The 25,754-nt window shown below is 68.3% G+C and carries 25 protein-coding genes and 1 riboswitch; of the genes, 15 read left to right on the plus strand and 10 right to left on the minus strand.

Annotated elements, in window-relative coordinates:
* The coding region (gene thiC / locus VFT73_RS08975) for a phosphomethylpyrimidine synthase ThiC (protein WP_326410043.1) at window positions 1-1,565 on the minus strand (1,565 nt) is incomplete at its 3' end.
* Window positions 1,566-1,591: 26 nt separating this feature from the next.
* Window positions 1,592-1,701, minus strand: a riboswitch (TPP riboswitch).
* Window positions 1,702-1,793: 92 nt separating this feature from the next.
* Here thiC and VFT73_RS08980 point away from each other — a divergent pair.
* Window positions 1,794-3,941 (plus strand): penicillin acylase family protein, encoded by a 2,148-nt coding sequence (locus VFT73_RS08980; protein ID WP_326410046.1) that lies wholly within the window; start codon window positions 1,794-1,796, stop codon window positions 3,939-3,941.
* 28 nt (window positions 3,942-3,969) lie between these two features.
* Here VFT73_RS08980 and VFT73_RS08985 read toward each other — a convergent pair whose 3' ends face one another.
* A complete protein-coding gene (locus VFT73_RS08985) occupies window positions 3,970-4,905 on the minus strand; it encodes a LysR family transcriptional regulator (protein ID WP_326410049.1) in 936 nt (311 codons plus the stop codon).
* Window positions 4,906-5,045: 140 nt separating this feature from the next.
* On the opposite strand from VFT73_RS08985, the gene VFT73_RS08990 reads away from it, so the two are divergent.
* On the plus strand, window positions 5,046-5,180 hold the full coding sequence (locus VFT73_RS08990; RefSeq protein ID WP_326410051.1) for a hypothetical protein: 135 nt from the start codon (window positions 5,046-5,048) through the stop codon (window positions 5,178-5,180).
* Window positions 5,181-5,190: 10 nt separating this feature from the next.
* The gene (locus tag VFT73_RS08995; protein WP_326410053.1) at window positions 5,191-5,526 is read left to right on the plus strand and encodes a hypothetical protein; all 336 of its coding nucleotides are present in this window, start codon (window positions 5,191-5,193) and stop codon (window positions 5,524-5,526) included.
* 16 nt (window positions 5,527-5,542) lie between these two features.
* Here the strand turns inward: VFT73_RS08995 and VFT73_RS09000 are convergent, their stop codons facing one another.
* Both VFT73_RS09000 and panC read right to left on the minus strand, forming a co-directional pair.
* The gene (locus VFT73_RS09000; protein ID WP_326410057.1) at window positions 5,543-5,839 is read right to left on the minus strand and encodes a hypothetical protein; all 297 of its coding nucleotides are present in this window, start codon (window positions 5,837-5,839) and stop codon (window positions 5,543-5,545) included.
* A gap of 39 nt (window positions 5,840-5,878) precedes the next feature.
* The gene (panC, locus tag VFT73_RS09005) at window positions 5,879-6,763 is read right to left on the minus strand and encodes a pantoate--beta-alanine ligase (protein WP_326410059.1); all 885 of its coding nucleotides are present in this window, start codon (window positions 6,761-6,763) and stop codon (window positions 5,879-5,881) included.
* Between the two features lie 83 nt (window positions 6,764-6,846).
* On the opposite strand from panC, the gene VFT73_RS09010 reads away from it, so the two are divergent.
* The 3 genes from VFT73_RS09010 to pgmG are packed head-to-tail and all read left to right on the plus strand — an operon-like array spanning window position 6,847 to window position 9,335.
* Window positions 6,847-7,635, plus strand: coding sequence for a division plane positioning ATPase MipZ (locus VFT73_RS09010; protein WP_326410061.1), 789 nt, complete (start codon window positions 6,847-6,849; stop codon window positions 7,633-7,635).
* Window positions 7,635-7,910, plus strand: coding sequence for a J domain-containing protein (locus tag VFT73_RS09015; protein ID WP_326410063.1), 276 nt, complete (start codon window positions 7,635-7,637; stop codon window positions 7,908-7,910). The genes VFT73_RS09010 and VFT73_RS09015 overlap by 1 nt, the downstream gene beginning before the upstream one ends.
* Window positions 7,911-7,946: 36 nt before the next feature.
* Window positions 7,947-9,335: a phosphoglucomutase/phosphomannomutase PgmG gene (gene pgmG / locus VFT73_RS09020; RefSeq protein WP_326410065.1), complete on the plus strand. Its 1,389-nt coding sequence runs from the start codon at window positions 7,947-7,949 to the stop codon at window positions 9,333-9,335.
* 125 nt (window positions 9,336-9,460) lie between these two features.
* Here pgmG and nusB read toward each other — a convergent pair whose 3' ends face one another.
* The 4 genes from nusB to VFT73_RS09040 all read right to left on the minus strand — a co-directional run bounded on the left by nusB (window position 9,461) and on the right by VFT73_RS09040 (window position 12,228).
* Window positions 9,461-9,913: a transcription antitermination factor NusB gene (gene nusB / locus VFT73_RS09025; protein ID WP_326410067.1), complete on the minus strand. Its 453-nt coding sequence runs from the start codon at window positions 9,911-9,913 to the stop codon at window positions 9,461-9,463.
* The gene (hisD, locus tag VFT73_RS09030; RefSeq protein WP_326410068.1) at window positions 9,910-11,199 is read right to left on the minus strand and encodes a histidinol dehydrogenase; all 1,290 of its coding nucleotides are present in this window, start codon (window positions 11,197-11,199) and stop codon (window positions 9,910-9,912) included. The genes nusB and hisD overlap by 4 nt, the downstream gene beginning before the upstream one ends.
* Before the next feature lie 106 nt (window positions 11,200-11,305).
* Complete coding sequence (gene hisG, locus VFT73_RS09035; RefSeq protein ID WP_326410070.1) at window positions 11,306-11,959, minus strand: ATP phosphoribosyltransferase; 654 nt, start codon at window positions 11,957-11,959, stop codon at window positions 11,306-11,308.
* A 38-nt stretch (window positions 11,960-11,997) separates the two neighbouring features.
* Window positions 11,998-12,228, minus strand: a complete 231-nt coding sequence (locus tag VFT73_RS09040; RefSeq protein WP_326410072.1) for a hypothetical protein — start codon at window positions 12,226-12,228, stop codon at window positions 11,998-12,000.
* A gap of 85 nt (window positions 12,229-12,313) precedes the next feature.
* Between VFT73_RS09040 and VFT73_RS09045 the strand changes: the two genes are divergently transcribed.
* The 3 genes from VFT73_RS09045 to VFT73_RS09055 are packed head-to-tail and all read left to right on the plus strand — an operon-like array spanning window position 12,314 to window position 17,593.
* Window positions 12,314-14,119, plus strand: coding sequence for an ABC transporter ATP-binding protein/permease (locus tag VFT73_RS09045; protein WP_326410074.1), 1,806 nt, complete (start codon window positions 12,314-12,316; stop codon window positions 14,117-14,119).
* Window positions 14,120-14,156: 37 nt separating this feature from the next.
* Complete coding sequence (locus tag VFT73_RS09050) at window positions 14,157-15,194, plus strand: DUF2332 domain-containing protein (protein ID WP_326410077.1); 1,038 nt, start codon at window positions 14,157-14,159, stop codon at window positions 15,192-15,194.
* 50 nt (window positions 15,195-15,244) lie between these two features.
* A complete protein-coding gene (locus VFT73_RS09055) occupies window positions 15,245-17,593 on the plus strand; it encodes a hydrolase (RefSeq protein WP_326410080.1) in 2,349 nt (782 codons plus the stop codon).
* Between the two features lie 4 nt (window positions 17,594-17,597).
* Here the strand turns inward: VFT73_RS09055 and VFT73_RS09060 are convergent, their stop codons facing one another.
* Both VFT73_RS09060 and VFT73_RS09065 read right to left on the minus strand, forming a co-directional pair.
* Window positions 17,598-18,551 (minus strand): alpha/beta hydrolase, encoded by a 954-nt coding sequence (locus VFT73_RS09060; RefSeq protein WP_326410082.1) that lies wholly within the window; start codon window positions 18,549-18,551, stop codon window positions 17,598-17,600.
* Between the two features lie 98 nt (window positions 18,552-18,649).
* On the minus strand, window positions 18,650-19,483 hold the full coding sequence (locus VFT73_RS09065) for a flagellin (protein WP_326410084.1): 834 nt from the start codon (window positions 19,481-19,483) through the stop codon (window positions 18,650-18,652).
* A gap of 246 nt (window positions 19,484-19,729) precedes the next feature.
* Here VFT73_RS09065 and VFT73_RS09070 point away from each other — a divergent pair, with 246 nt between their 5' ends.
* The 6 genes from VFT73_RS09070 to VFT73_RS09095 form a co-directional block, all read left to right on the plus strand.
* Window positions 19,730-20,989 carry a sigma-54 dependent transcriptional regulator gene (locus tag VFT73_RS09070; protein WP_326410086.1) on the plus strand — a complete coding sequence of 420 codons (1,260 nt, stop codon included), beginning with the start codon at window positions 19,730-19,732 and terminating at the stop codon, window positions 20,987-20,989.
* Window positions 20,986-21,348: a flagellar hook-basal body complex protein FliE gene (fliE, locus tag VFT73_RS09075; protein WP_326410088.1), complete on the plus strand. Its 363-nt coding sequence runs from the start codon at window positions 20,986-20,988 to the stop codon at window positions 21,346-21,348. The genes VFT73_RS09070 and fliE overlap by 4 nt, the downstream gene beginning before the upstream one ends.
* 5 nt (window positions 21,349-21,353) lie before the next feature.
* On the plus strand, window positions 21,354-23,033 hold the full coding sequence (gene fliF, locus VFT73_RS09080; protein WP_326410090.1) for a flagellar basal-body MS-ring/collar protein FliF: 1,680 nt from the start codon (window positions 21,354-21,356) through the stop codon (window positions 23,031-23,033).
* The gene (fliG, locus tag VFT73_RS09085; RefSeq protein ID WP_414712811.1) at window positions 23,033-24,040 is read left to right on the plus strand and encodes a flagellar motor switch protein FliG; all 1,008 of its coding nucleotides are present in this window, start codon (window positions 23,033-23,035) and stop codon (window positions 24,038-24,040) included. The genes fliF and fliG overlap by 1 nt, the downstream gene beginning before the upstream one ends.
* The gene (locus VFT73_RS09090) at window positions 24,033-24,752 is read left to right on the plus strand and encodes a FliH/SctL family protein (RefSeq protein ID WP_326410095.1); all 720 of its coding nucleotides are present in this window, start codon (window positions 24,033-24,035) and stop codon (window positions 24,750-24,752) included. Before fliG ends, VFT73_RS09090 begins: the two co-directional genes overlap by 8 nt.
* A gap of 3 nt (window positions 24,753-24,755) precedes the next feature.
* A partial coding sequence (locus VFT73_RS09095) for a flagellum-specific ATP synthase FliI (RefSeq protein ID WP_326410097.1) occupies window positions 24,756-25,754 on the plus strand: 999 nt, incomplete at its 3' end.

Consider the following 25,754-nt stretch of genomic DNA (forward strand, 5'->3'; position numbering starts at 1 on the left):
CAGCGGAATTCGAACCTCGCGCGGCTGAGGGCGTCGTCTCTCACCTTCGCGGCGGGGTGGCCCTTCGCCAAGTCGGCGGCGTGGGCGGCTAGCTTGTAGGTCACCACGCCGACCTTCACATCGTCGCGGTCGGGGAGACCGAGATGCTCCTTGGGCGTGACGTAGCAGAGCATCGCCGTGCCGTACCAGCCGATCATCGCAGCACCGATGCCGCTGGTGATGTGGTCGTAGCCCGGCGCGATGTCCGTCGTCAGCGGCCCCAAGGTGTAGAAGGGCGCCTCGCCGCACGCCTCGAGCTGCTTCTCCATATTCTCCTTGATCTTGTGCATCGGCACATGGCCGGGGCCCTCGATCATCACTTGGACGTCCTGGGCCCACGCCCGCTTCGTCAGCTCGCCCAGCGTGTAGAGCTCGGCGAACTGGGCCTCGTCGTTGGCGTCGGCGATCGAGCCGGGGCGGAGGCCATCGCCCAGCGAATAGGCGATGTCATAGGCCTTCATGATCTCGGTGATCTCGTCGAAGCGCTCGTAGAGGAAGCTCTCCTTGTGATGCGCCAGGCACCATTTCGCCATGATCGAGCCGCCGCGCGAGACGATGCCGGTGACGCGCTTCACCGTCAGCGGCACATAGGGCAGGCGGACGCCGGCGTGGATGGTGAAATAGTCGACGCCCTGCTCGGCCTGCTCGATCAGCGTGTCGCGGAAGATCTCCCAGGTGAGGTCCTCGGCGATGCCGCCGACCTTCTCCAGCGCCTGATAGATGGGGACGGTGCCGATCGGGACGGGGGAGTTGCGGATGATCCACTCGCGGGTGTCGTGGATGTTGCGCCCCGTCGAGAGGTCCATCACCGTGTCGGCGCCCCAACGGATCGCCCAGACCATCTTGTCGACTTCGCTCGCCACGTCGGAGGCGACGGCGCTGTTGCCGATATTGGCGTTGATCTTGACCAGGAAGTTGCGGCCGATCGCCATCGGCTCCGATTCCGGGTGGTTGATGTTCGACGGGATGATCGCGCGGCCGCGGGCGACCTCGTCGCGGACGAACTCCGGCGTGACGAAATCGGGAATGGCCGCGCCCCAATCCTGGCCGTCGCGCGCCCGGACGATCTTCTCGCGGCCCAGATTCTCGCGCTCTGCGACATATTCCATCTCGGGGGTGACGATGCCGCGGCGGGCATAGTGCATCTGGCTGACGTTCTGGCCCGGCTTGGCGCGGAGCACCGTGCGGCGGACGTTCGGGAAGGGCTGGACGCCGCCGGAGCGGTCGGGGCCGAGCTGGCCGTTGTCCTCCGGCCGGACCTCGCGCTGGGCGACCTCCTCGACATCTTCGCGGGCCCGGATCCAGTCGCGGCGGAGTTCCGGCAGGCCGGCCATGATGTCGATACGGGCGGCGGGATCGCTGTAGGGGCCGGACGTATCGTAGACGCGAAGCGGCGGTTCGCCCGACGAGGGCTCCAGGTCGATCTCGCGCATCGCGACGCCCAATGGGCCGACATGCACTTTGCGGCTGCCGCGGATCGGGGCGGTGGTGACCTTCAGTTCGGTACGTGCGGGCATGTCGGCCATGATGCTCTCCATTGGACGGAGAGCGGGCGTTCGACGACGTCCCTCCCTCCGCCGGTCTCAACCGGATCAGGTTCGGCGGGTCGGAGCGTGCTCGCTCCCTCTCAACCGCGCGTCAGCGGTCCCCCGGGGAATGACCGAGCCATAGGCCGAATGGGCGCGGCGCGAAAGGGGCTTGGGCGGGCAGAGACGGCTTTCCCAAACCGCCTCGTCTGCCGTAACGAGTTTTCCATGCTGACCCTTGCCCTGCTGCTCGCCGCCGCCGCTCCCCAGGCCGATCTCGCCCGCTGGAAGGCGGAGGCCGCGCATGTGACGATCACCCGCGACGATTGGGGAATCGCGCATGTGAAGGGGCGAACCGATGCCGATGCCGTGTTCGGCGCGATCTATGCGCAGGCGGAAGACGACTTTAATCGTGTCGAACGCAATTACCTGATCGCGCTCGGGCGGCAGGCCGAAGCGGACGGGGAGGCGGCGATCTGGGACGATCTGCGCGCGCGCCTGTACGTCGACGAGGCTGGCCTTCGCGCCGCCTATGCGCGCAGCCCGAAGAATATGCAGGCGCTGATGAACGCCTGGGCGGACGGGCTCAATTATTTCCTCGCCACGCACCCGGAGGTGAAGCCGAAGGCGCTGACCCGGTTCGAGCCGTGGATGGCATTGTCCTTCACCGAAGGCAGTATCGGCGGCGATATCGAGCGCATCGATCTCGACCAGCTTCGCGCCTTTTACGGCGGCAAACCCCCCGTGATCGTAGCCGCCGCCGACGAGGGCGAGAAGGAGCCGTCCGGCTCCAACGGCTTCGCGATCGCACCGGCGCTCAGCGCGGACGGTCACGCGCTGCTGCTGATCAACCCGCACACCAGCTTCTTCTTCCGATCCGAGCTGCAGATGACCAGCGACGAGGGGCTGAACGCCTATGGCGCCAGCACCTGGGGGCAGTTCTTCATCTACCAGGGTTTCAACCCGCATATCGGCTGGATGCACACCTCGAGCGGCGTCGATGTCGTCGACGAGTTTGCCGAAACGATCGTGCGCAAGGGCGACCGGCTTTTCTATCGCTACGGCGAGCAGCTGCGGCCGGTCGAGACGCGCGTGGTGACGGTCCGCTACCGCAAGCCCGACGGCTCGTTCGGAGCGCGCAGCTTCACCACCTATCGCACCCACCACGGCCCGATCGTCCGTGGCGCCGACGGCAAGTGGATCGCGTTTGCGATGATGTTCAAGCCGGTCGAGGCGCTTCAGCAATCCTGGCTGCGGACCAAGGCAAGCGATTATGCATCGTTCCTGAAAACTGCCGAACTGAAAGCCAATTCGTCGAACAACACGATCTTCGCCGACGACAAGGGCGAAATCGCGTATCTTCATCCCCAATTCGTGCCGATGCGCGACGACCGCTTCGATTACACCAAGTCCGTCGACGGCAGCGATCCGGCGACCGACTGGAAGGGGCTGACGCCGCTCGCGCAGGTGCCGCACGTGGTCAGCCCGCCGAACGGCTGGGTCATGAACACCAACAACTGGCCCTATTCCGCCGCCGGGGAGAACAGCCCGCGCCAGGCGGACTTCCCGCGCTACATGGACACGTTCGGCGAAAACCCGCGCGGCATCCACGCGACGATGCTGCTGAAGAACCGGCGCGACTTCACGCTGCCGTCGCTGCTCGACGCGGCGTTCGATTCCTATCTGCCGGCGTTCGCGCGGCTGATCCCGACCCTGGTCAAGGCTTATGACGGCCTGCCGGCCAGCGATCCGCTGAAGGCGAAGCTGAAGGGCCAGGCCGCGCTGCTCCGCAACTGGGACTATCGCTGGGGCATCGCCTCGCAACCGACCTCGCTCGCAGTCTTCTGGGGCGAGGCGCTGTGGAAGGAAGCGAAGGCCCCGGCCGAAGCCGAGGGCATGAGCATCTACGACTATATGGCCGATCGCACGACGCCAAAGCAGAAGCTGAAGGCGCTCGCCGATGCATCGGACCAGCTGGAGCGCGATTTCGGCCATTGGGGCGTCGCCTGGGGCGAGATCAACCGCTTCCAGCGGCTGACGGGCGACATCGTCCAGCCGTTCGACGACGCAAAGCCGAGCATCCCGGTGCCGTTCACCTCGTCGCGCTGGGGCTCCCTCGCCTCGTTCGGGGCCAAGGCCTATCCGGGCACGAAGCGCTGGTACGGCACCAGCGGCAACAGCTTCGTCGCGGTGGTCGATTTCGGCCCCAGGGTCCGCGCCCGCGCGATCACCGCCGGCGGGGAAAGCGGTCACCCCGACTCGCCGCACTTCAACGACGAGGCGGAGCGCTACACGACCGGCAATTTCCGCGAGGTCTATTTCTGGCCGGACCAGCTGAAGGGCCACACCGAACGCGTGTACCGGCCGGGCGAGTAAGCGCGGATGCGGCGCGGGTGTGCAGGCGCTATCTGCCGACCTGAGCCATGCCCGGAAGGCGCGTCCTCTCGTTTCGCCCATCGCCCCGTCGCTGCCGGGCAGAGGCTCCTGTCGCCGCGCCGACCTGCTCGACCAGGCAATCGACCAGCACGCGCACATCGGCGGCGCCTCTGAGGCGCTCGGGATAGACGACCCAGACGGCGGGGCCTTCCTCCTCCTCGACCAGTGCGTGGCGGATCAGGTCGGGATCGTCGTCGGCGATGAATGTCGGCAGGCCGGCGACGCAATCGCCGGCGCGGAGCGTCGCGACCAGACCCATGAAGGTCGTGGTGATCTGCACGATGCGCCCGTCAGGCACCAGATGCCGAAGCACGTCCAGCGGCTGACCGTCGATGCTGGCGAGCGGGTGTTCGGCCAGATTGGCGAGCGTCACCACGCGCGGGTAGCTCGCATGGCTGTAGATGCCCCATTCGATGCCTTGCAGCCGCCGGTAGATCACGCCCGCTTCCTGCGGCGGCAGGCCGGCGCGGACCGCGATGTCGGCATCGCCGCGGACGAGGTCACGGCGCTCCGCGGACACATCGACCTCGCAGGTCAGGCCGGGCAACCGCCGCCGCGCGTCGGCAAGGGCAGGCGCGACCAGGCGCTTCTCGAAACCTTCGGCTGTCGTCAGGCGCAGCGCACGCGTGCGTTCCCGGCCGAGCGCCCCGGCTGCCGCTTCGAAGCCCGCCGCGGCAGCGTCGAGCGCTTCGGCGAGCGGCACCAGCGCGCGCCCGGCGTCGGTCAGCTCATAGCCGCTGCCGGACCGGGCGAAGAGCTTGAGCTGCAGCGAATCTTCGAGCGCGGCGATGCGGCGGGCGCAAGTTGTCTGGTTGACCCCCAGCCGGTTGGCCGCGCGCAACGTGGCGCCTTCCCGCGCGACGGCGAGGAAGTAGCGGGCATCGGTCCACTCCCAGGTCGGCATCGCCCCACCTTCTGCAATTCTGCAGAACCGGTCTGCAGCATCGTTGATTGCCTGTCCAGCGGCGGCGGCGATAGACGCATTTCCGTCCTGTTGTGCCGGCCGCCACAGCATTTCTGCTCGGGCCGGCGCTTGGAGAGGCCATGAAGACGATGACGCATCCGCTCGGAACCCGGCCCCGCCGGCGATCCGATTCCGGCCTGGCAGTGCTGGGAAGCATCTTCCTGAGTCTCGGCACCCTGCCGGTGCTTTATGCTGTCCTGCTGCTCCAGGGCTGAGGAGAGGACGATGATCGTCTACGCTGAAGACCCGCAGCGTATCGCTGCCGCGCTTGCCGCGCTTGCCGCCTTGTTGGGCGTGCCGTGCGCGACGGGCCCGGGCGAAGCCTGCAAGGTCGGCGTCGCCGTCCGCGTGCTTCCGCGCAGCAACACGGCATGTGAGGTGGACCGGCTATTGCTGCCGATCGCCCGGCCGGTTGAGGATGTGATCGAGATTGGCTGCGCGCACGGCTTTCATGCCGAGGAGCTGGGGCGAAGCGGAATCGTCGAGTTCTGGGTCGACGAGCATATGCTCGTCGAACTCGTGACGTCGGACGCGCGCACTCGCCCGACGCTAGCCGCCTAATCGGACGGCCCGCGTCTCAGGCCGCGTGGCGCTGGGTTGCGTTCAGCCAGGCGCGAGCCTGACGTTGCGCCTCGGCGATCTCGCGTGCGGTCATCTCGTCGGCGACTTCGGCGCGGCATTCGGCGGCGCGGATCGAGCCCGACAGGGCTGACAGGTTAAACCATTTGTGCGCCTCGACCAGGTCGACCTCAAGGCCGCCTGCGCCCGACGAATAGGCGATTCCAAGGTCGAAGCACGCATCGGCATCGCCGCGGGCCGCCTCGGCAAGGCGGCTTTCGATCAGGAACGCGGCACTCTTGTAACTGCTTCCCATGTCAGCAAATCCCCTGCTGCTGCATGGGGCAGAGTGGGGTCAGGGTTTTGAAGAATGGTTAACGCGCATTGCGGATAAATTCTTAGGCACGACCGGCACGTTGTCGATCAGCCGCGCCGCGCCGATCCGCGCCGCCGCGAGCAGGCGGGCCGGACGCTCCAGCGACGTGACCGGTTGCAGCGTGGCAGCATCGCACAGCGCGACATAGTCGACCGACTCGAACCCGCCCTCGAGCATTGCCGCTTCGGCCCGGGTCAGCGCCTCGGCGATATCGCCGCCATTCTCGATCGCTGCCGCGGCCGTGCCCAGCGCCCGCGGCAGCGCCCGCGCCTGCAGCCGCTCCGCCTCGGTCAGGTAGACATTGCGCGACGACAGAGCGAGGCCATCTTCCTCGCGCTCGGTCGGCACGCCGACGATCTCGATCCCGAAATCGAGATCCGCGGCCATCCGGCGAATCACCGCCAGTTGCTGGAAATCCTTTTCGCCGAACAGCGCGATGTCCGGCCGCACCTGGTTGAACAGCTTGGCGACGACGGTTGCGACGCCGTCGAAATGGCCGGGCCGCGCGGCGCCGTCCAGTCCTTCGCTGACTTCCCGCACCGAAACGCTGGTGGCATGGCCGGCCGGATACATCGCCTCGGCATCCGGCATCCACAGCAGCGCGACGCCGGCCTCGTTCAGCATCGCCGTGTCTTTCGCGGTCCGGCGCGGATAGGCGCCGAAATCCTCGTTCGGGCCGAATTGCTTCGGGTTCACGAAGATCGAGACGACGACATACTCGGCCCGTTTCCGCGCCTCGGCGACCAACGCCATGTGCCCGGCATGAAGTGCGCCCATGGTCGGCACGAGCGCGATCCTGCCGCCCTCGGCGCGAAATCCCGCGATCGCTTTCCGAAGCGGTTTCAGTTGACGGATGGTTTGCACGGTGACTCGGGACTGATATGAGCGGGCTCAATAGGGGGGCGCGATGCGCTCGATCAAGTAACCTGAGTATGGAAAGCGGTCGCATGGCCTTGCATGGCGCTCACGTCATTGTTTTCGCGAATGAAAAGGGCGGCACCGGGAAATCGACCACGGCCGTGCACGTGGCCGTCGCGCTGGCCGCCCAGGGCCGGTCCGTCGCCGCGCTGGACCTCGATTATCGCCAGAAGACGCTGGCCCGATACCTCGAGAATCGCGCTGCGACGATGAAGCGCCGCGGCGTCGAGCTGCCGCAGCCGCGCTTCGCGGTCGTCGACGGTTCGAGCGAGGCCGGATTCGATGCGGCGCTGGCCGAAGCGGCCGCGCAGGCCGAGTTCGTCGTCATCGACACGCCGGGCCGCGACGATCCGATCGCCCGCCGCGCCGCCACGACAGCGAACACGCTGGTCACGCCGATGAACGACAGCTTCGTCGATTTCGATCTGATCGGGCAGGTCGATCCGGAGAATTACAAGGTCAGCCGGCCGAGCTTCTATTCGGAGCTGATCTGGGACGCGCGCAAGGCGCGGGCCAAGACCGACGGCGCGACGATCGACTGGATCGTGCTGAGGAACCGCATGCAGCATATCGAGGCGCGCAACATGCGCCGCGTCGGCGAGGCGCTGGTCGCGCTGTCGAAGCGCGTCGGCTTCCGCATCATCCCGGGTCTGGGCGAGCGCGTCATCTATCGCGAGCTGTTCCCGAGCGGGCTGACGATGCTCGATATCGGCCAGATCCCGGATATCGGCCTTGGTCACGTCGCCGCGCGGCAGGAGCTGCGGGAGCTGGTCGCGGGGCTTGCGCTGCCCGAGCAAGTGGGGGCCGCGGCCGCCTGATGGGCAAGCTGCTGACCCTGCTCGCGCTGGCGGCGCTGGTCGTGTTCTGGTGGCGGGGCAGCAAGCATCGGCGGCGGATCACGATGCCGCTCGGCGAAGCGCGCGCGCTGCTCGGGGTCGGCGAAGAGGATGATGCCGAGGCGATCCGCGCCGCCCATCGCCGCATCATCGCCCGCGTTCACCCGGATGCCGGCGGCACGATCGAGCTTGCCCGGCGGACCAATCTCGCGCGCGACGTGCTGCTGAGGGAACTGGCGGGCGGCATTCGGGATTAGGCGCCCGAACGGCGCATGTCTCAATCAGGAGCGAAGATGAGCTATACTTTCCACCCCACTTCCCTGCGCGAATACGATATCCGCGGCGTGATCGGCGATACGCTCGGGCCGGACGATGCGCGCGCGATCGGGCGCGGGTTCGCGACCCTGTTGCGCCGGGCGGGCGGCACGCGCGTGGCGGTGGGTTGGGACGGGCGCGAAAGCTCGCCGATGCTGGCCGACGCGCTGGTCGAGGGGCTGACGGCGAGCGGCTGCGACGTGGTCCGGGTCGGCCTCGGCCCGACGCCGATGCTGTACTATGCCGAGGCGGTGCTCGAAGTGGACGGCGGCATCATGATTACCGGCAGCCACAATCCGCCAAGCTACAATGGCTTCAAGATGGCGTTCCAGCACCGCCCCTTCTTCGGCGCCGACATCCAGCAGATCGGCAAGCTGGCGAGCGAAGGCGATTGGGAAGAGGCCGAGACTCCGGGCCAGGTCAGCGACTTCGACATTCTCGACCAATATGTCGGACGGCTGGTCGCCGGCTATCAGGGCGGCGCGTTTCGGGTCGCATGGGATGCCGGCAACGGGGCCGCCGGTCCGGCGCTCGAAAAGCTGGCCGCGCAGCTGCCGGGCGAGCATCACCTGCTGTTCACCGATGTCGACTCGCGCTTTCCGAACCACCATCCGGACCCGACCGAGGAGAAGAATCTCGAGCACCTCCGCGCCGAAGTGCGGGAGAAGGGTCTCGATTTCGGCATCGCGTTCGACGGCGATGGCGACCGGATCGGCGCCATCGACGGCGAAGGGCGGATCGTCTGGGGCGACCAATTGCTCGCGATCCTTACCGAGCCGGTGCTGAAGGCGGAGCCGGGCGCCACGATCATCGGCGACGTCAAGGCGAGCCAGGCGCTCTACGACCGCATCGCAGAGTTGGGCGGCAAGCCGCTTATGTGGAAGACCGGCCACAGCCACATCAAGGCCAAGATGAAGGACGTGCACGCCCCGCTGGCGGGCGAGATGAGCGGCCATATCTTCTTCGCGCACGATTATTACGGCTATGACGATGCGCTCTACGCCGCGGTGCGGCTGCTGGGCGCGGTGCGGCTGTCGGGCAAGTCGCTGACCGAGCTGAAGTCGGAAATGCCGGCGGTGCTCAACACGCCAGAGATGCGCTTCCAGGTCGACGAGAGCCGGAAGTTCGCGGTCGTCGACGAAGTGCTCGACCGGCTGGAAAAAGCCGGCGCGGACGTCAACCGCACCGACGGCGCCCGCGTCACCACCGCCGACGGCTGGTGGCTGCTGCGCGCGTCGAACACCCAGGACGTGCTCGTCGCGCGCGCCGAGGCGAAGGATCAGGCCGGGCTCGACCGGCTGGTCGCGCAGATCGACGAACAGCTGGCGGCCTCGGGAATCATGCGCGGGCCGCAGGCCGGGCATTGATGGGGTGAGCACTTATCCGCTCGTCCCGAGCGGAGCGCGAAGCGCGTAGTCGAGGGGCGCTGGCAAGGACTGCGTACCAGCGCCCCTCGACTACGCTCGGGACGAGCGTAATCCCTTGCGGGCCGTCAGCGCCGCACGTCCTTCGCCACGCCATCCAGCAGCCCGTTCACGAACGCCGTCTCGCGCTTGTCGTAGAAGGCATGCGCGACGTCGACATATTCGCTGATCACACTGCCGACCGACACGTCGCTGCGGGCGAGCAGCTCATAGGTGCCGGCGCGCAGGATCTGGCGCATCGGGCGGTCGAGCCGGGACAGGCTCCAGCCCTGGGCGAGCTTGGCCGCGATCAGTCGGTCGATCTCCTCGCGCCGCGCGTCCACGCCGGTCACGATATCGTCGAAGAATTCGACCTCGGCATCGGCATATTCGACGTCTTCGATCGTCGCGCCGAGCCGGTGCTGGTGGAATTCGTGCAGCAGCGGACGCAGCGCGGTGCCCTCCATTTCCTGCTGGTACAGCGCCTGCACCGCGGCGAGGCGGGCGGCGGAACGGGATTTGGATCGTGCGGTCTGGGTCATTGGCCTAATCTGAGGGCGACGGAGCGTGCGTGCGCCGGTAGCCCTTCCGCCTCCGCCAGCGCAACCGCCGCAGGCCCCAGTTTCGCCAGCGAGTCGGCGGTGCAACCGAGAAAGCTGGTCCGCTTCATGAAATCGAGCACCGAGAGCCCCGACGAAAAGCGCGCGCGGCGGCCGGTCGGGAGGACGTGGTTCGGGCCGCCCAGATAATCGCCGATCGCCTCGGGCGTGTGGCGGCCGAGGAAGATCGAGCCGGCATGACGCACGGCGGCGAACAGCGGCTCCGGGTCCGCGACGGCCAGCTCCAGATGCTCGGGCGCAAGCCGGTCGATTAGCGGGGCGGCATCGATCAGCCGTTCGACCAGGATGATCGCGCCGTTCGCGTCCCAGCTCGCCCGTGCCGTGGCGCCGGTCGCAAGTGCGCCGATCTGCCGGTCGACCGCCGCGGCGACGGCATCGGCGAAGGCAACATCGTCGGTGAACAGGATCGACTGGCTGGTCGGGTCATGTTCGGCCTGGCTCAGCAGGTCGGCGCCTATCCAGTCGGGATCGTTGTCGGCATCGGCGACGACCAGGATTTCCGACGGGCCCGCCACCATGTCGATCCCGACTACGCCGTAGAGCTGGCGCTTGGCTTCGGCGACCCAAGCATTGCCGGGGCCGACGATCACGTCCACCGGCGCGATCCGGTCGGTGCCATAGGCCAGCGCGCCGATCGCCTGCGCCCCGCCGACGCGCCAGATCTCTTCGATTCCGACCAAAGCCGCCGCGGCGAGCACCAGCGGGCTGATTTCGCCCTTGGGCGTGGGCGTCACCATCGCCAGCCGCTCGACGCCGGCGACCTTGGCTGGGATTGCGTTCATCAGCAGCGAGCTTGGATAGGCCGCTCGTCCGCCGGGCACATACAGCCCCGCTGCCTCGACCGGCCGCCAGCGCGCGCCGATCCGCACGCCGGTCGCGTCGACCTCGTCCCGGTCCTCGGGCCGCTGCTTCTCGTGATAGGCGGTGATCCGCTCGGCCGCGAGCTCCAGCGCCTTGCGCAGTTCGGGGGTGAGCGCATCGAGCGCCCCCCGACAGTCGGCCGGATCGATTCGCCAGCCGCTCGCATCGAGGTCATGGCCGTCGAACGCCTGCGTATAATCGCGCAAGGCGGCGTCGCCTTCGGTCTGGACGCGCGACAGGATCGCCAGCACATCGAGGGATACGTTTGCATCCGCCTCGCGCCGTGCATTCACCAGCGCGTCGAAACGGGCCGGGAAGTTGGGGGCCGTGGCGTTGAGGCGGATCATTAGGACAACCCAGCTCCGTTCGTTTCGAGCGAAGTCGAGAAACGGAGTCGCGGCTCGGGCACGTGTCTCGACTTCGCTCGACACGAACGGATTTTTCTATCCCGCCTCATTGCGCGGCGGCGGCCCGGAACGCTTCAATCAGCGGCGCGATCTGCGCCGAGCGCATCTTGAACGCGGCGCGGTTGGCGATCAGGCGGGCGCTGACCTCCGCGATCACCTCCACTTCGACCAGGCCGTTTTCCTTCAGCGTGCGGCCGGAGGAGACCAGGTCGACGATCCGGCTCGACAGGCCGAGCAGCGGCGCCAGCTCCATCGCGCCATTCAGCTTCACGCATTCGGCCTGCACGCCGCGCGCCTCGAAATAGCGGCGGGTGAGGGCGGGGTATTTGGTGGCGACGCGGACATGGCTCCATTCGCGCGGATCGTCCAATGCCGCGAGTTCCGCGGGCTCGGCGACCGATACCCGGCAACGGCCGATACCGAGGTCGACCGGCGCATAGAGCTCCGAATAGTCGAACTCCATCAGCACGTCCGACCCGACGATCCCGAGCTGCGCCGCCCCGTGCGCGACGAAGGTGGCGACGTCGAACGCGCGCACGCGGATCAGCGAGATGTCGGCCCGGTTGGTGGCGAAGCGGAGCGCCCGGCTCCCTTCATCGGCAAAGGCCGCTTCAGGCTCGATCCCGGCGCGCGCGAGCAACGGCAGCGCCTCGTCGAGGATGCGCCCCTTCGGCACCGCGATGATGACGGGATCGGCCATGGCCGGGCGGCTTTAGAGGCGCCGCCCGTCACGGGCAACTAACGCTGGCGCGCCTTCGCGTCGTTCAGCGCGATCTGGTTGGTGACGGAGCGGCAGCTGGCCATCAGCTCGGGATAATCGAGGTCGCCGTTGCGGATCAGCTCGGCCTCGGCCGCCTGCTGGCATTGGGCCATCGACTGGAAGCGCGTATCGACGATGCGGGCCTGGGTGCATTGATAGCCACCGTCGCCGCAGCCCATGATCGCCATCACATAAATGAACGGGCCCATCGCCACTCTCCTTGGAGCGACTCAACCAATGTATCTGCGACCGGTTGCATTGGTTTCGCGCGCGGTCCTTCCTACATCGACGGGGATGTCGAATTCTGTGACCGGGGGCACATCTGACCGGCTGAGCTGGGCGATGTTCCGCCGTTTCCTTCCCTATCTGTGGCCGGAGCATGAGCCGGCGATTCGCCGCCGCGTCGTCGCGTCGCTGGTACTGATCCTGGTCGCCAAGGCGACGACGCTGCTGATGCCGTTCGCCTACAAGGGTGCGATCGACCGGATGGCGCCGGGGCTGGAGCCGGGCGCCGCGCTCGCGATCGCGCTGGTCGTCGCCTATGCGGGTGCGCGGTTCGGCGGTGTCCTGTTCGACAATATCCGCAACACGATCTTCGAGCGGGTCGGGCAGGATGCGACGCAGCGGCTCGCCAGCCACGTGTTCCGCCACCTGCACGACCTGTCGCTGCGCTTTCACCTTGAGCGGCGGACCGGCGCCGTCACCAAGGTGATCGAACGGGGCACCAAGAGCATCGACGTGATGCTCTATTTCCTGCTGTTCAACATTGGCCCGACCCTGATCGAGCTGGGCGCGGTCGCCGTGATCTTCTGGGTCAAATTCGGCCTTGGCCTTGTCGCCGCCACCTTTGCGATGGTCGCGGCCTATATCCTCTTCACGCGCAAAGTGACGGACTGGCGGGCGAAGCTGCGCGAGCAGATGAACGAGCTCGACACTGGCACGGTCGCCAAGGCGGTCGACTCGCTGCTGAACTACGAGACGGTCAAATATTTCAACGCCGAGGATCGCGAGGCGGCGCGCTACGAAAAGGCCGCGCGGGCCTATGCGGAGGCGGCGGTCAAGTCCGAGAACTCGCTCGCCTGGCTCAATATCGGTCAGTCGCTGATCACCAACCTGATGATGGCGGGTGCGATGGGCTTCACCGTCTGGGGCTGGAGCAAGGGCCGCTTCACGCCCGGCGACGTGGTGCTGGTGAACACGCTGCTGGCGCAGCTTTTCCGGCCGCTCGACATGCTCGGCATGGTCTATCGCACGATCCGGCAGGGGCTGATCGACATGGCGGCGATGTTCAACCTGATCGACGCTCGTGCCGAAGTGGTGGATGTGCCAAGCGCGCAGCCGCTGATCGTCAGCGAGGGGCGCGTGAAGTTCGATAATGTCCGCTTCGGCTATGAATCGGGCCGCCCGATCCTGAAGGGCGTCAGCTTCCTCGTGCCCGGCGGCAAGACGCTGGCGATCGTGGGGCCATCGGGCGCCGGCAAGTCGACGATCGCGCGGCTGCTGTTCCGCTTTTACGACGTGACCGGCGGCAGCATCTCGATCGACGGGCAGGATATCGGCCGCGTCCAGCAGCGGACGCTGCGCGCCAATATCGGCATCGTTCCGCAGGACACGGTGCTGTTCAATGACACGATCGGCTACAATATCGGCTATGGCCGCGCCGGCGCGACGCAGGAGGAGATCGCGGCCGCTGCCAAGGGCGCCGCGATCCACAATTTCGTGTCCAGGCTTCCCGACGGCTACGACGCACAGGTAGGCGAGCGCGGGCTGAAGCTGTCCGGCGGCGAGAAACAGCGCGTCGCGATCGCGCGCACGTTGCTGAAGGACCCGCCGATCCTGATCCTCGACGAAGCGACCAGCGCGCTCGACAGCCGCACAGAAAGCGAGATCCAGCGCACGCTCCGCGACGTGTCGGAGCGCCGCACCACCATCGTCATCGCCCACCGCCTGTCGACGATCGTGGACGCGGACGAGATCGTCGTACTGAACGAAGGCCGCGTCGCCGAACGCGGCACGCACGCGAACCTGCTCCGTCAGGGCGGCCTCTATGCCGAGATGTGGGCGCGCCAGGCGGCCGAAGCGGAGATGGCGGAGGCCTGATCTTTACCTCGCCGGCGCGCCATGCCACCCGCGGCGCATGAGCGAGCAAGACGTCCGCGAAGCTTTCCGGAACCAGGCGATATTCTGCGACCGGTCGGGAACGCCCGTCACTGCCGCCGTGGTGCGCGGCATCGCGGCGGCGCTCGACCGTTCGACCGAGACCGGGCGGCGCGTGCTCGACTGGCAGGGCGATCCGCGCGGCAGCGGCGATTCGGTGCCGCTCCGGCTCGCGGGTGGCTTCCATGCGCTCGCGCGGCGCGGGGCCGATGAGCGGCTGTCGCGGCTTTATGCCGGCAATCTGGGCGACAGCGATGCCGTAGTCGCGGACGTTCTGCACCGGTTCGACGCCGATCTGTCGCCCTGGCTCGATTCGCCGCCGCAGACCAACGAGACCGGCCGCGCCGCGCCGATCATGGCGGCGCTGCTGCTGCTCGCCGAGGAATACCGCCTGCCGTTCGAGCTGATCGAGCTGGGCGCCAGCGCCGGGCTCAACCAGAATCTGGACCGGTTCGGCTATCGGCTCGGCGAGACGCAGGCCGGCGATCCTGCCTCGCCGCTCCAGCTTGCGCCGGCGTGGGAGGGCGGCTCGCCGCCGGCTGTCGAAGTCCGCGTCGTCTCCCGCTGCGCGATCGATCAGAGCCCGGTGCCGGTCGCCGACCCTGCGCAGCGCGAGCGGCTGATGGCCTATTGCTGGGCAGACCAGAGCGAACGCATGCAGCGGCTCGAAGCCGCGCTCGCGCTTGCCGCCGCGCACCCGCCGCAGGTCGCCCGAGCCGACGCCGCCGATTTCGTTGAGGCGATGATCGCCGCACCGCAGCCGGATGGCGTCTGCCGCATGATCTTCCACACCATCTTCTGGACCTATGTGCCGGCCGAAAAGCAGGCGCGCGTCCGCGCCGCGCTCGCCAGGGCCGGCGAACAGACGACGCGCGAGCGCCCGCTCGCCTGGGCACGTTACGAGCTGAACGGGCAGGGCGGCGTCGCCGAGCTGCACCTGACCGAATGGCCGGGAGGCCGCGAACGCCACCTCGCGACCGGCCATCCGCACGGCAGCAGGATCGTCTGGCACGGTTAAAGCCTTCTCAACCATCTTCGGCCAACAAGGGCGCCAAATCTGAGGTGCCCATGAAGATCCAGCTTCGTTCGTCCGAACTCGCCACCCTGCTCGACCAGGCGCCGCCCAGCGTGCGCTGGCTGTCGCTCGACTGTTTCGACACGCTGGTCTGGCGCGACACGGCGACGCCCGCTGACGTATTCGCGGATCTGGCCTTTCCCGGCGGCGCGATCGAGCCGCGGCGCCGCGCCGAGGGTGCCGCGCGCCATGCCGCCAAGCTGTTCCGCGACAGCTTCGAAGTGGGCATCGACGAAATCCACGCACGCTTCCGCCCCGGCGGCGATGTCGCTGCAGCGGTCGCCGAGGAGCTGGCCGCGGAGACGAGGCACTGCTTCGGCTTCGCGCCGGTCCAGCAGCTGATCCGCGACGCGAAGGCGCGCGGCCTCGGCGTCATCATCGTCTCGGACACCTATCTAGACGAAGCGCAGCTGCGCGCGCTGATCGCGGGGGCGGCGGGCGAGGACATCGCCGCGCTGATCGACCGCATCTTCCCGTCCAGCGCCTATGGCGTGAACAAGGGCGACGGGCTGTTCGGCCCGGTCCTCGAAGCGCTCGGCGCCGCGCCCGAGGAAATCCTGCACATCGGCGACAACCGCATCGCCGACCAGGTCGCACCCGACACGCTCGGCATCCACACCTGCCACCTGCTGCAGTTCGACGAAGCCGCGAAGACCCGCCTGCGCCTTGAGGCCGCGGCGAGCGCGCTGATCCATCCGGACGTGCGCGTGACGCGCCCGGCTTTCCAGCCGCACCGGCCCGCGGTGTCGCTGCGCGCGGAGGACGATCCGGCGTTCGCGCTTGGTCATGACGTGCTCGGGCCGCTGCTGCGCGCCTACGCGCAGTGGCTGCGGGCGGAGCAAGAGGCTGTTGCCGAACGCACCGGACGCAAGACGCACCTGCTGTTCCTGCTTCGCGACGGTTTCCTGCCGGCCGAGGTGTTCGAGGCCGTGTACCCCGGCACTTCGACCCGGCGGGTCGAGATCAGCCGCCAGACCGCCGCGCGCGCGGGCATGGTCGACGAGGCGGCCGTCCGTTCGCGCCTGCTCCACGAAGGCAAGCGCAGCACGGTCGAGGTGCTGGGGCGCCAGTTCCTGTTCAAGCAGGGCGAGTTGCAGAAGCTGAAGCTCGACGCGCCCGGCACCGATCCGCAATTCGTGGAGACGGTGCTGAAACCCGACACGATCGGCCGGATCGTCCACCGGTCGAAAGAGTTCGCCGACCGGCTTGTCGCGCATCTGAAGCGCGCCGGCGTTGCGGAAGGAGACGCAGTGATCCTCGCCGATCTCGGCTATCACGGCTCGGTGCAGGACAAGGTCGCGCCGATGCTGATGCAGCGGATGGGCCTGCATGTCGCCGGCCGCTACCTGCTGCTGCGCGAGGAACAGCCGACGCCCCATGACAAGCAGGGGCTGATCGATTCGCGGCATTACGACTTCCGCACGCTCGACGCGCTTTGCGACCCGATCGCGGTCGTCGAGCAGCTGTGCACGATCGCGCAAGGCTCGGTCGTCGACTACAAGGCGGACGGCACGCCGGTGCGCAAGGCGGCCGGCATCAAGTCGAACCAGAGCGAGACCCGCGATCGTGCCCAGGCGGGCGCGGTGGCGTTCGCGGCGGCAAGCGCAGGCCTGCCCGGCGACGCCAATGCCTGGCGGATGGCGGCCGGCGCGGCGCTTGCGCGGCTGCTGTTCATGCCGACAGAATCCGAAATCGACGTGCTGCGCTGCTTCGATCACGACGTGAACCTTGGCACCGAAGACGTCGTGCCGCTGGTCGATGCGGATGCGGCGCTTGCCGGACTGAAATCGCGCGGGCTCCCGTACCTCATGCACGCGGAGCGCATCTACATTCCGGGCGAAATTCGCGGCCATGGCCTTGCGTTGAACCTGTCGATGCTCGCGTGGCGCCGCTTCGGGCTGGAGATCACCACCGGCGACATGGCCGGCACTGCGATGCGGCTGCCGGTGATTCTCGCCGACGCGACGGGCGAGACAATGATCGAGGCCGATGCGCGCCCGACCCATGACGGATTCTATGCGATGGCGATCCCGCTGGGGGCCGGCCGCTTCACGGCCGCGATCCGCTGGGGTGCCGCGCTCGAATGCGTGCAGATCGAATCGGCGCGCTTCCACGTCGTCGAATCGTTCGGGATGACCAACGATTCGGCTTCGGTGCAGGCGCTGGTGATCCACGACGGCATGGAAACGATCGCCGACGGACTCTATCGCTGCGCCGGTCCGACGGCGCTGACGATGGTGCCGCCGCCGCAGCTGAAGCGGGAGGTGGAGGTGCTGCTCCACGTTGTTTTCCGCCCCGTCGTGCGGCGGGACGAAGCCGCGGATCTGAAGCAGGCGGCCTGACCGTCTAGCCGATCGCCTGCGCCGCGACGGTATCGATCGCGGCCATCACCTCGTCCCGTGCGACCCAGTGGACCATGTGTCCGTGGCCGCGCAGCCGATGCAGGCTGCTCTGCGGCAGCAGCGCGTGGAGCCGCTCGGCCTGGTCGTAGGGCACCAGCCGGTCGCCGTCGCCGGCGACGATCGCGACCGGCAGCCGCAGCTCGGCATACCGTTTCGACAGCCGCCGCTCGGCGAGCTGGAGCAGCCCGGCATCGCCGGCGGTCGCCTGGATGTGGCTGGGTCTCAGCCCCAGCTCGGCGGGGAAGGCAGCGAATTCGGGGGGGACCGGATCGGGCGCGAAGATCTGCCTGACGATCTGCGGCCGCGTCGCGCGGGCGAGCAGCGGCATCAGCGTGTTCGAAAGCGCTGTGCCGACGATGGGCAGCGACGGCGCGGCGAGCAGCACCGGCTCCGCGCGCCGGACCGGGAAATAGGGCCCGGCGAGAAGGACCAGCCCCGCCACTTCGTCCGGATGGTCCAGCGCGAGGGCGAGCGCCGGCAGCGTACCCCAGCTATGGCCGAGCACCAGCGGCCGCTCGATGCCGAGCTTTGCGAGTGCTTCGCGGATTACCGCCGCCTGCGCCTCGGGCGTCCACAGCCGGCCGCCGGGGCGGTCGCTATAGCCATAGCCGGGTCGGTCGAGCGCGATCACGCGGTACCGTTCCGCCGCGCGGTCGACCAGGCCGGAGCCGAGCAGATCCTGCACCAGTGCCGCCATGCCGTGCAGCATCACCAGCGGCCGGCCGTCGCCGCGCTCGATATAATGGAGCCGCATCCCGTCCACATCGACGAACCGGCCGGCCGGCGGCGTCGCCGCTTCGGCATCGTGCGCGCGCTTGCGGTTGTAAAGCGCGGCGGCGCCCAGCGTGGCTGCGACCAATCCCAGCTTGGCCGCGAACGGAAGTTTCTGTTTCGTCATGGCTGACGCCCTGTTCGTCCTGCTGCGGGCAAAAGAAAACCCCCGGCGCCGCGAAGCGCCGGGGGCTCGAGAAGCTTACGCTACTCTTACGAAGTCGCTTAGCGCAGCAGGCTCAGCACGTTCTGCTGGCTCTGGTTCGCCTGGGCGAGCATCGCCGTCGCGGCCTGCGACAGGATCTGGGACTTGGCGAGATTGGTCGTCTCGACCGAGAAGTCCGCGTCCTCGATGCGGCTGCGCGCGTCCGACAGGTTGTTGATGTTGCTGGTCAGGTTGTTGACCACCGACTGCAGGCGGCTCTGGCCGGCACCCAGCGAGGCGCGGGTCGTGTTGACCGCGTCCAGCATCGTGTCGACGTTGTCGAGCGCCGTATTGGCGTTCGTCGCCGTGTCCACCGCGGTGCCCGAAGCCAGGTCGGACAGCGAGGTGAAGGTCAGGTTGATCGAGTCGCCGTTGTTCGCGCCGATCTGGATCGACACCGAACCCGCCTGCGCGGTGTAGGTCGTGCCCGACGCCGCCGAGTTGAAGATGCGGGTGCCGTTGAACTCGGTGGTCGCGAGAATGTTGGTGATCTGCGACTTGAGTTCGGTGACCTCGGTGTTGAGGTTGGTGCGGTCGGTATCCGAATAGGTGCCCGAAGCCGACTGCACCGCCAGCTCGCGGATACGCTGCAGCATGTTCGAAACCTCGCCGAGCGCGCCTTCCGCGGTCTGGGCGAACGAAATGCCGTCGTTGGCGTTGCGGACCGACTGGCTCATGCCGCGGATCGCCGCAGTCATCGTCGAAGCGATGGCGAGGCCCGCCGCGTCGTCCTTCGCGCTGTTGATGCGCTTGCCCGTCGACAGCCGCTCCATCGCCGACTGCAGGGACATTTCGGCCATGCGCGAGCCGTTCTGAGCGCGCAGGGCCGCCGAGTTGGTCGAAATAACAGTCATAACACGTCTCCAATATTCAGCCCGGCAGTCGCTCCTTTCCCCCCGGAGAGCCGGATCGAAGCCAGAGCCGCCACTGCACTGAACGGCAGGCGGTTGCGGGACTTTAGGGGCGACTGGCGGATTTTTCCGACCGCCCTCGCGCGCGCATGCGGCAAAGGAAGCAGCGTTAACTCCGACTTTACTCTGTTCGTCGATACCGGCTCCCGAAGGCCGCCAGGCCGGTCCAGTTCGGGGGCAGAACAGAAGATGCAGTCGATTTTCTACAGCGAAGCCGCGGGCCAGACCCAGACGGTGTTGCTGTCCTGGCTGCGGGGGCTCGGCTGGAATGTCCGGCCGTTCGCCGGCGGCCGGATCAATCAGAACGATTCCTTCATCGTCAACGAAGGCGAGGCGCTCCCCGCGCCGCGCTCGACGCTGGTTCTCGGCGCCGGCGAGCGCGCGCTGACGCAGGGCGGCGACGCCGCGCCGGCGCGTCTCGCTTACGGCAATGACGACCTGGTATTCGGCCATGCCTTTGCCGCGGCCCTGCTGCGCGGGACCGCGCCGACCGCCGCCGACCCGAACACGCTGGCGCTGTTCGCGCTCGCCGAACGGGTCGCGGCCAGCGACATTACCGTGCTGGTGAACGGCCCGACCGGCACCGGCAAGGAAGTGCTCGCCCGTCACATCCACGCCAACTCGACGCGCGCGGACGGCCCCTTCATCGCCGTCAACTGCGCGGCGCTTCCCGAGACGATGCTCGAGGCACTGCTGTTCGGTCACACCAAGGGCGCCTTCACCGGCGCCGGCCAGGCTGCGCAGGGGTTCTTCCGCGCCGCGCATGGGGGCACGCTGCTTCTCGACGAAATCGCGGAAATGCCGCTCGGCCTTCAGGCCAAGCTGCTGCGCGTGCTTCAGGAGCGCGAGGTGGTGCCGCTCGGCGCGACCACGCCGGAGCCGATCGACGTCCGCGTGATCGCCTGCGCCAACCGCGACTTGCCCGGCGAAGTCGAGGCCGGCCGGTTCCGCGCCGACCTCTACTATCGCCTCAGCGTGTTTCCGCTCACCACCACGCCGCTTGCGCACCGTCGGCAGGATATCGCAGCGCTCGCCGCGACGATGATCCTGCGCCACGCCGGCAGCCGCGCGACGATTCCCTGGCCGACCCAGCCCGCGCTCGACGCGCTGCAGGGCCATGACTGGCCGGGCAATGTCCGCGAGCTCGAAAACGTCATCCAGCGCGCGCTTCTGCTGGCGCCGGGCGACCGGATCGAGGCGAGCCATATCGTGTTCGACGCGACCGCCCGGCCCGCACCGGCGCCTGCGCCTGCTGCCGACCCTACGCTCGGCAACATCGTCCGGCTGCACGAGGTGCAGGCGATCCAGGACGCGCTGGCGGCATGCGGCGGCAACCGGACCGAAACCGCCAGGCGGCTCGGCATTTCCGAACGCACCCTTCGCTATCGCCTGGCCCGCATCCGCGAGGCCGGCGGCACGGTCGCCCCTAGCCGGAGTGCCTGGGCATGAGCATCAGCAGCGTTTCCGGCGCCGATCGCGTGATGGCGATCCGCGCCCAGATCCTCGAGCGCAACGCGGCGCTGCAAAAGGCGTCGCAGATCGGCGGCGGCGCGGCGCCTGCGGCCAGCGGCACGCCGGCCGGCGGCGGCAACAGCTTCGCGGCCACGCTCGAATCGGCTCTGAAGCAGGTCAACGCCAGCCAGAACGCCGCCAAGCAGGCCAGCGAGGCCTATGAGCGCGGCGAGACCGTCGACGTCGCCCAGGTGATGCTCGCGCGCCAGAAGGCGTCGATCGCGTTCGAGGCGACCCTGCAGACCCGCAACAAACTCCTGTCCGCCTACAAGGACATCATGAGCATGCCGGTGTAACCTAGATGGCCAGCAACGCACTCACTCCTGCCCAGGGCGAGGTTCTCCCCGCCGCTCCCGCCCCGGCTTCCGGCCTGGGCGACCTTGGCCGCAACCCGATGGGCGCGCTGCAGCGCGTCTGGTCGCAGCCCGCCGTCAAGAAAAGCGCGCCGCTGATCGGCCTGCTGGGCCTGCTCGGCTCGGCCGCGCTCGCCTGGACGCTGGTTGCAACGCCGCCGCAGAAGATCCTGTTCTCGGGCCTGTCCGATGCCGACAAGGCGGCTGCTTCCGAAGCGCTGTCGCAGGCCAAGATCGACAGCCATATCGACCCGCAGACCGGCACGCTGACGGTCGCGTCGGACGATTACTACAAGGCGCGCATGCTGCTCGCGTCGCAGAACCTGCCCAAGGCGACGCCGGGCGGTTATGCGATCCTGGACCAGCTGCCGATGGGCGTCAGCCGCGCGGTCGAGGGCGAACGCCTGCGCCAGGCCCGCGAGACCGAACTCGCCAAGTCGATCGAGGAGATCGAAGGCGTCACCGAGGCGCGCGTGCATCTGGCGATGCCGGAAAACACCGTGTTCGTCCGCGACAATGCCGCGCCTTCGGCGTCGGTCATCGTCCGGCTCGCCGGCAACCACACGCTTGCCGACGCGCAGGTCCGCTCGATCATCAACCTTGTCGCGTCGTCGGTGCCGGGCATGAAGCCCGATGCAGTGACGATCGTCGACGGGGCAGGCACCCTGCTCACCAAGCCGGCCGGCGCCGACGGCCTCAGCGGCAGCGACGACCGGATCGATTTCCAGCGCACGGTAGAGGACAAGTACCGCGAACAGCTGACCCAGCTGCTGACGCCGCTGGTCGGCGCGGGGAATTTCAGCGCCGAAGTCCAGGCCGAGGTCAACCTCGACGAGACCCAGGCGACCCGCGAAGCCTATGGCAAGGAAGGCGCGCTCCGTGCCGAGCAGGGCAATTGGACCGGCAACCAGTCCGGGCCGGTCGCGGCCGAAGGCATTCCCGGCACCCTTTCCAACACGCCGCCGCCCGCCGCGCAGGTGAAAGCGGGGCAGGCTGCTGCGCCGGCCGGCGCACCCACCGCTGGGCCGGGGGGCAAGGTAACCGACCAGCTGAAGCAGTCGGACCAGTATTCGCGGGCCTATGAGCTCGACAAGGAAATCTCGGTCACGCGCGCCGTGCCGGGCAGCCTCAAGCGGCTTTCCGTCGCGGTCGTGCTGCGCGAGCCCGATACCGGCAAGCCGCGCAGCCCGCAGGAAATTGCGCAGATCACCGATCTGGTCCGCGCCGCGGTCGGCTACGACGCGACACGCAACGACCAGGTCACGGTCATTTCGCGCAAATTCGCCGGCGCCAGCGAGGAAGAGTCGAAGTCGCCCTGGTACGAAGCCGGCTGGTTCCCGGTCGTGGCCCGGAACCTGACCGCGCTGGTGATCGCGTTGCTCATCCTCTTCGTCGGCCTGAAGCCGATGCTGAAGATGTTCGGCAAAAAGCGTGAAGAGAGCGGGGCCAGCGATCTCGGCGAATTCGCGATGTCGCGTCCGCAGGGGGTCAGCGTCGAGGCGCTCGAAAATGCCCAAGGTTATGAGGACAAGGTGAAGCTGGTGCGCGATTTCACCCGCGACAATCCGGCGCGCGCGGCGCTTGCGGTCAAGGACATGATCCGTGCCGACGGGAAGGCCGCCGCATGATGCAGGAACCCGCCCGGGCGTTTACCGGGGTCGAAAAGGCTGCGGTGCTGATGATGCTGGTCGGCGACGACGAAGCCGCCGCCATCCTGCAGAACCTCGATCCGGAAGAAGTGCGGATGCTCGGCAAGGCGATGTTCGCCGTTGCCGACGTCGCCGAACCGCAGGTCGCCGAAGTGCTCGACGAATTCGTCGTCAAGGCGAAGGACAAGAATACGATCGGCTTCGATCCGCGCCCGCAGATCGAGACGATGATGACCAAGGCGCTGGGCGCGGACAAGGCGGAGAACGTGCTTGCCCGCATCACCCCGCGCGAGGAAGCCTGCGCGATCCCGCTGCTCGACTGGCTCGACGCCGGCGAGATCGCGGCGATGGTGAAGGACGAGCATCCGCAGATCGCGGCCGTGCTGCTGGTCAATCTGGATCCTGCCGTCGCGGCCCAGGTGATCGAGCAGCTGCCCGACGCGATGCAGCCCGACGTGCTGCACCGGATCGCGACGCTGGGCCCCATCCCGCCCGACGCGCTCGACATGCTGCGCGACGTGCTGACTCGCCGCGCGAGCGCTGCCCAGAGCACGGCCGCCGTTCCGCTCGGCGGCGCGAAGGAAGCAGCGGCGATCATGAACAATGCCCGCAAGGCCACCGAGCAGCGGGTGATGCCGAAGGTCGCCAAGATCAGCAAGGAAACCGCCAAGGCGATCGAAGAGGAGATGTTCGTCTTCGACCATCTGCTCGCGCTCGACGACAAGAGCATGGGCACGCTGCTGCGCGGCGTCGAATCGGACGTGCTGGTGCTGGCGCTGAAGGGCGTCGAGGAAGCCGCGCGCAACAAGTTCCTGGGCTGCATGTCCAGCCGTGCTGCCGACGGCATCCGCGACGAGATGGAAGCGCGCGGGCCGGTAAAGCTGTCCGAGGTGCTGGAGGCGCAGAAGACGATCCTGGGCATTGCCCGCCAGATGGCCAAGGACGGCACTATCCGCCTCGCCGGCGGAGACGACGACTATGTCTAGCCGTTTTGCGGGCGCGGCCGAGGCGCAGCCGGTCGATTTCGGCGCGCTGGGTGCAGCGATGTCGGGCATGCGCGGCGGCTTTGCCCCCGGCGGCCCGGTCCATTTCTCGCCCGCGCCGCAGCCGCAGCATTTCCGCCCGGCAACGCCCGGCGCGAACCCGACCGCGGGCTGGGACCCGTTCGACCCGATGGGCGACAGGGGCAAGGCGGGGCCGCAGGCGTCGCACGACGCCGTCGAGGCAGCGCGCGCGGAAGGTTTTGCCGAAGGCATGGCAACCGCCGAACGCATGGCGGCCGAACGCGGCGAGGCCGACGCCCAGGCGCTCGCCCGCATTGCGGCAGGGCTGGAGGCGATGAGCAGCTTCGACCGCGACGCGCTCGCCGGCCGGTTGCGCCAGACGGTGATGTTCCTTGTGTCGCGCCTGATCGGCGAAGCCGGCGTGTCCGCCGAGCTGCTCGGCCAGCGCATCGAAGCGGCCGTGAAGCTGCTCTCCGACAGTGCCGAAGCCGCGGTGCTGAGGCTCAATCCCGAGGACCTGCCGCTCGTCGAAGCGCAGGTGCCCGCCACCGTCACGCCCACTGCCGATGCTGCAATCGAGCGGGGCGGCTTCCGCATCGAAACCCGCGCGACCTCGATCGAGGACAGCCCGAGCGCCTGGCTCGCCCAGCTTGCCGCCGCGCTCGACCGTGCCGCGCTGCCGGATGCGGGCTGATCCATGCTGAAGCGGTTCGCCGAAGACTATCTGTCGCGCCTCGCGCTCGATTTCTCGCCCCAGCCTGAGGTCGTCGGCCGGCTGGCGTCGTTCGACGGGTTGCTGATGGAAGCCGTCGGCATCACCGTGCCGGTCGGCACCGTCTGCCGGATCGGCTCGGGCGCGCAGGCGGTCGAGGCGGAAGTGATCGGCTTTCGCGCCGGCAAGACCCTGCTGATGAACCTGGGCGGCCCCGCGCCGCTGCTGCCCGAGGCGCCAGTGCGTCCCGTCGGCCAGCCGGGCGAGGCGCAGGTCGGCTCGGCGCTGCTCGGGCGGGTCGTCGACGGCGCCGGCAATCCGATCGACGGCCTCGGTCCGATCCGCGGCGCCAAGGCCTGGCCGCTTGCCGGCAAGCCGCAGAACCCGCTGGATCGCGCACGCGTCACCCAGCCGCTCGATGTCGGCGTCCGCGCGATCAACGGCCTGCTGACGATCGGCCAGGGTCAGCGCGTCGGCATCATGGCCGGCTCAGGGGTCGGCAAGTCCGTGCTGCTCGGCATGATCGTGCGTCAGGTGAAGGCGGACGTGGTCGTTGTAGGGCTGATCGGCGAGCGCAGCCGCGAAGTCACCGACTTCCTCGAGACCAAGGTCGCCGGCGAAGCCCGCAAGCGCGCGGTGATCGTCGCGGTCCCCGCCAACCATTCGCCGGTGCTCCGCATCCGCGGTGCGATGCGCGCCACCGCGATCGCCGAGGCGTTCCGCGCCGAAGGCAAGCGCGTGCTGCTGATCATGGACAGCCTGACGCGCGTCGCCCATGCCGGCCGCGAGATCGGCCTGGCGCTTGGCGAGCCCGCATCGGCGCGCGGTTATCCGCCCTCGGCCATCGCGATGCTGCCCAACCTGATCGAACGCGCCGGCGCCGACGCGAAGGGCGGGGGTTCGATCACCGCGATCTACACCGTGCTCGCCGACGGCGATGACGGCAGCGACCCGGTCGTGGACAGCGCCCGCTCGATCCTCGAC

The sequence above is a fragment of the Sphingomonas sp. genome (genome assembly GCF_035758555.1).
GTDB lineage: Bacteria > Pseudomonadota > Alphaproteobacteria > Sphingomonadales > Sphingomonadaceae > Sphingomonas_B.

What these genes read in the sequence shown, in the direction of transcription:
- VFT73_RS08985 (WP_326410049.1), bottom strand. Translation starts at nt 4,905, where the DNA reads ATGCCGACCTGGGAGTGGACCGATGCCCGCTACTTCCTCGCCGTCGCG.
- VFT73_RS09065 (WP_326410084.1), bottom strand. Translation starts at nt 19,483, where the DNA reads ATGACTGTTATTTCGACCAACTCGGCGGCCCTGCGCGCTCAGAACGGC.
- VFT73_RS09040 (WP_326410072.1), bottom strand. Translation starts at nt 12,228, where the DNA reads ATGGGCCCGTTCATTTATGTGATGGCGATCATGGGCTGCGGCGACGGT.
- VFT73_RS09090 (WP_326410095.1), top strand. Translation starts at nt 24,033, where the DNA reads ATGTCTAGCCGTTTTGCGGGCGCGGCCGAGGCGCAGCCGGTCGATTTC.
- VFT73_RS09070 (WP_326410086.1), top strand. Translation starts at nt 19,730, where the DNA reads ATGCAGTCGATTTTCTACAGCGAAGCCGCGGGCCAGACCCAGACGGTG.
- VFT73_RS08995 (WP_326410053.1), top strand. Translation starts at nt 5,191, where the DNA reads ATGATCGTCTACGCTGAAGACCCGCAGCGTATCGCTGCCGCGCTTGCC.
- hisG (WP_326410070.1), bottom strand. Translation starts at nt 11,959, where the DNA reads ATGGCCGATCCCGTCATCATCGCGGTGCCGAAGGGGCGCATCCTCGAC.
- fliF (WP_326410090.1), top strand. Translation starts at nt 21,354, where the DNA reads ATGGCCAGCAACGCACTCACTCCTGCCCAGGGCGAGGTTCTCCCCGCC.
- VFT73_RS09010 (WP_326410061.1), top strand. Translation starts at nt 6,847, where the DNA reads ATGGCCTTGCATGGCGCTCACGTCATTGTTTTCGCGAATGAAAAGGGC.
- VFT73_RS09050 (WP_326410077.1), top strand. Translation starts at nt 14,157, where the DNA reads ATGAGCGAGCAAGACGTCCGCGAAGCTTTCCGGAACCAGGCGATATTC.
- VFT73_RS09055 (WP_326410080.1), top strand. Translation starts at nt 15,245, where the DNA reads ATGAAGATCCAGCTTCGTTCGTCCGAACTCGCCACCCTGCTCGACCAG.
- fliG (WP_414712811.1), top strand. Translation starts at nt 23,033, where the DNA reads ATGCAGGAACCCGCCCGGGCGTTTACCGGGGTCGAAAAGGCTGCGGTG.
- nusB (WP_326410067.1), bottom strand. Translation starts at nt 9,913, where the DNA reads ATGACCCAGACCGCACGATCCAAATCCCGTTCCGCCGCCCGCCTCGCC.
- fliE (WP_326410088.1), top strand. Translation starts at nt 20,986, where the DNA reads ATGAGCATCAGCAGCGTTTCCGGCGCCGATCGCGTGATGGCGATCCGC.
- VFT73_RS09000 (WP_326410057.1), bottom strand. Translation starts at nt 5,839, where the DNA reads ATGGGAAGCAGTTACAAGAGTGCCGCGTTCCTGATCGAAAGCCGCCTT.
- VFT73_RS09060 (WP_326410082.1), bottom strand. Translation starts at nt 18,551, where the DNA reads ATGACGAAACAGAAACTTCCGTTCGCGGCCAAGCTGGGATTGGTCGCA.
- VFT73_RS08990 (WP_326410051.1), top strand. Translation starts at nt 5,046, where the DNA reads ATGAAGACGATGACGCATCCGCTCGGAACCCGGCCCCGCCGGCGATCC.
- VFT73_RS09015 (WP_326410063.1), top strand. Translation starts at nt 7,635, where the DNA reads ATGGGCAAGCTGCTGACCCTGCTCGCGCTGGCGGCGCTGGTCGTGTTC.
- pgmG (WP_326410065.1), top strand. Translation starts at nt 7,947, where the DNA reads ATGAGCTATACTTTCCACCCCACTTCCCTGCGCGAATACGATATCCGC.
- hisD (WP_326410068.1), bottom strand. Translation starts at nt 11,199, where the DNA reads ATGATCCGCCTCAACGCCACGGCCCCCAACTTCCCGGCCCGTTTCGAC.
- VFT73_RS09045 (WP_326410074.1), top strand. Translation starts at nt 12,314, where the DNA reads ATGTCGAATTCTGTGACCGGGGGCACATCTGACCGGCTGAGCTGGGCG.
- VFT73_RS08980 (WP_326410046.1), top strand. Translation starts at nt 1,794, where the DNA reads ATGCTGACCCTTGCCCTGCTGCTCGCCGCCGCCGCTCCCCAGGCCGAT.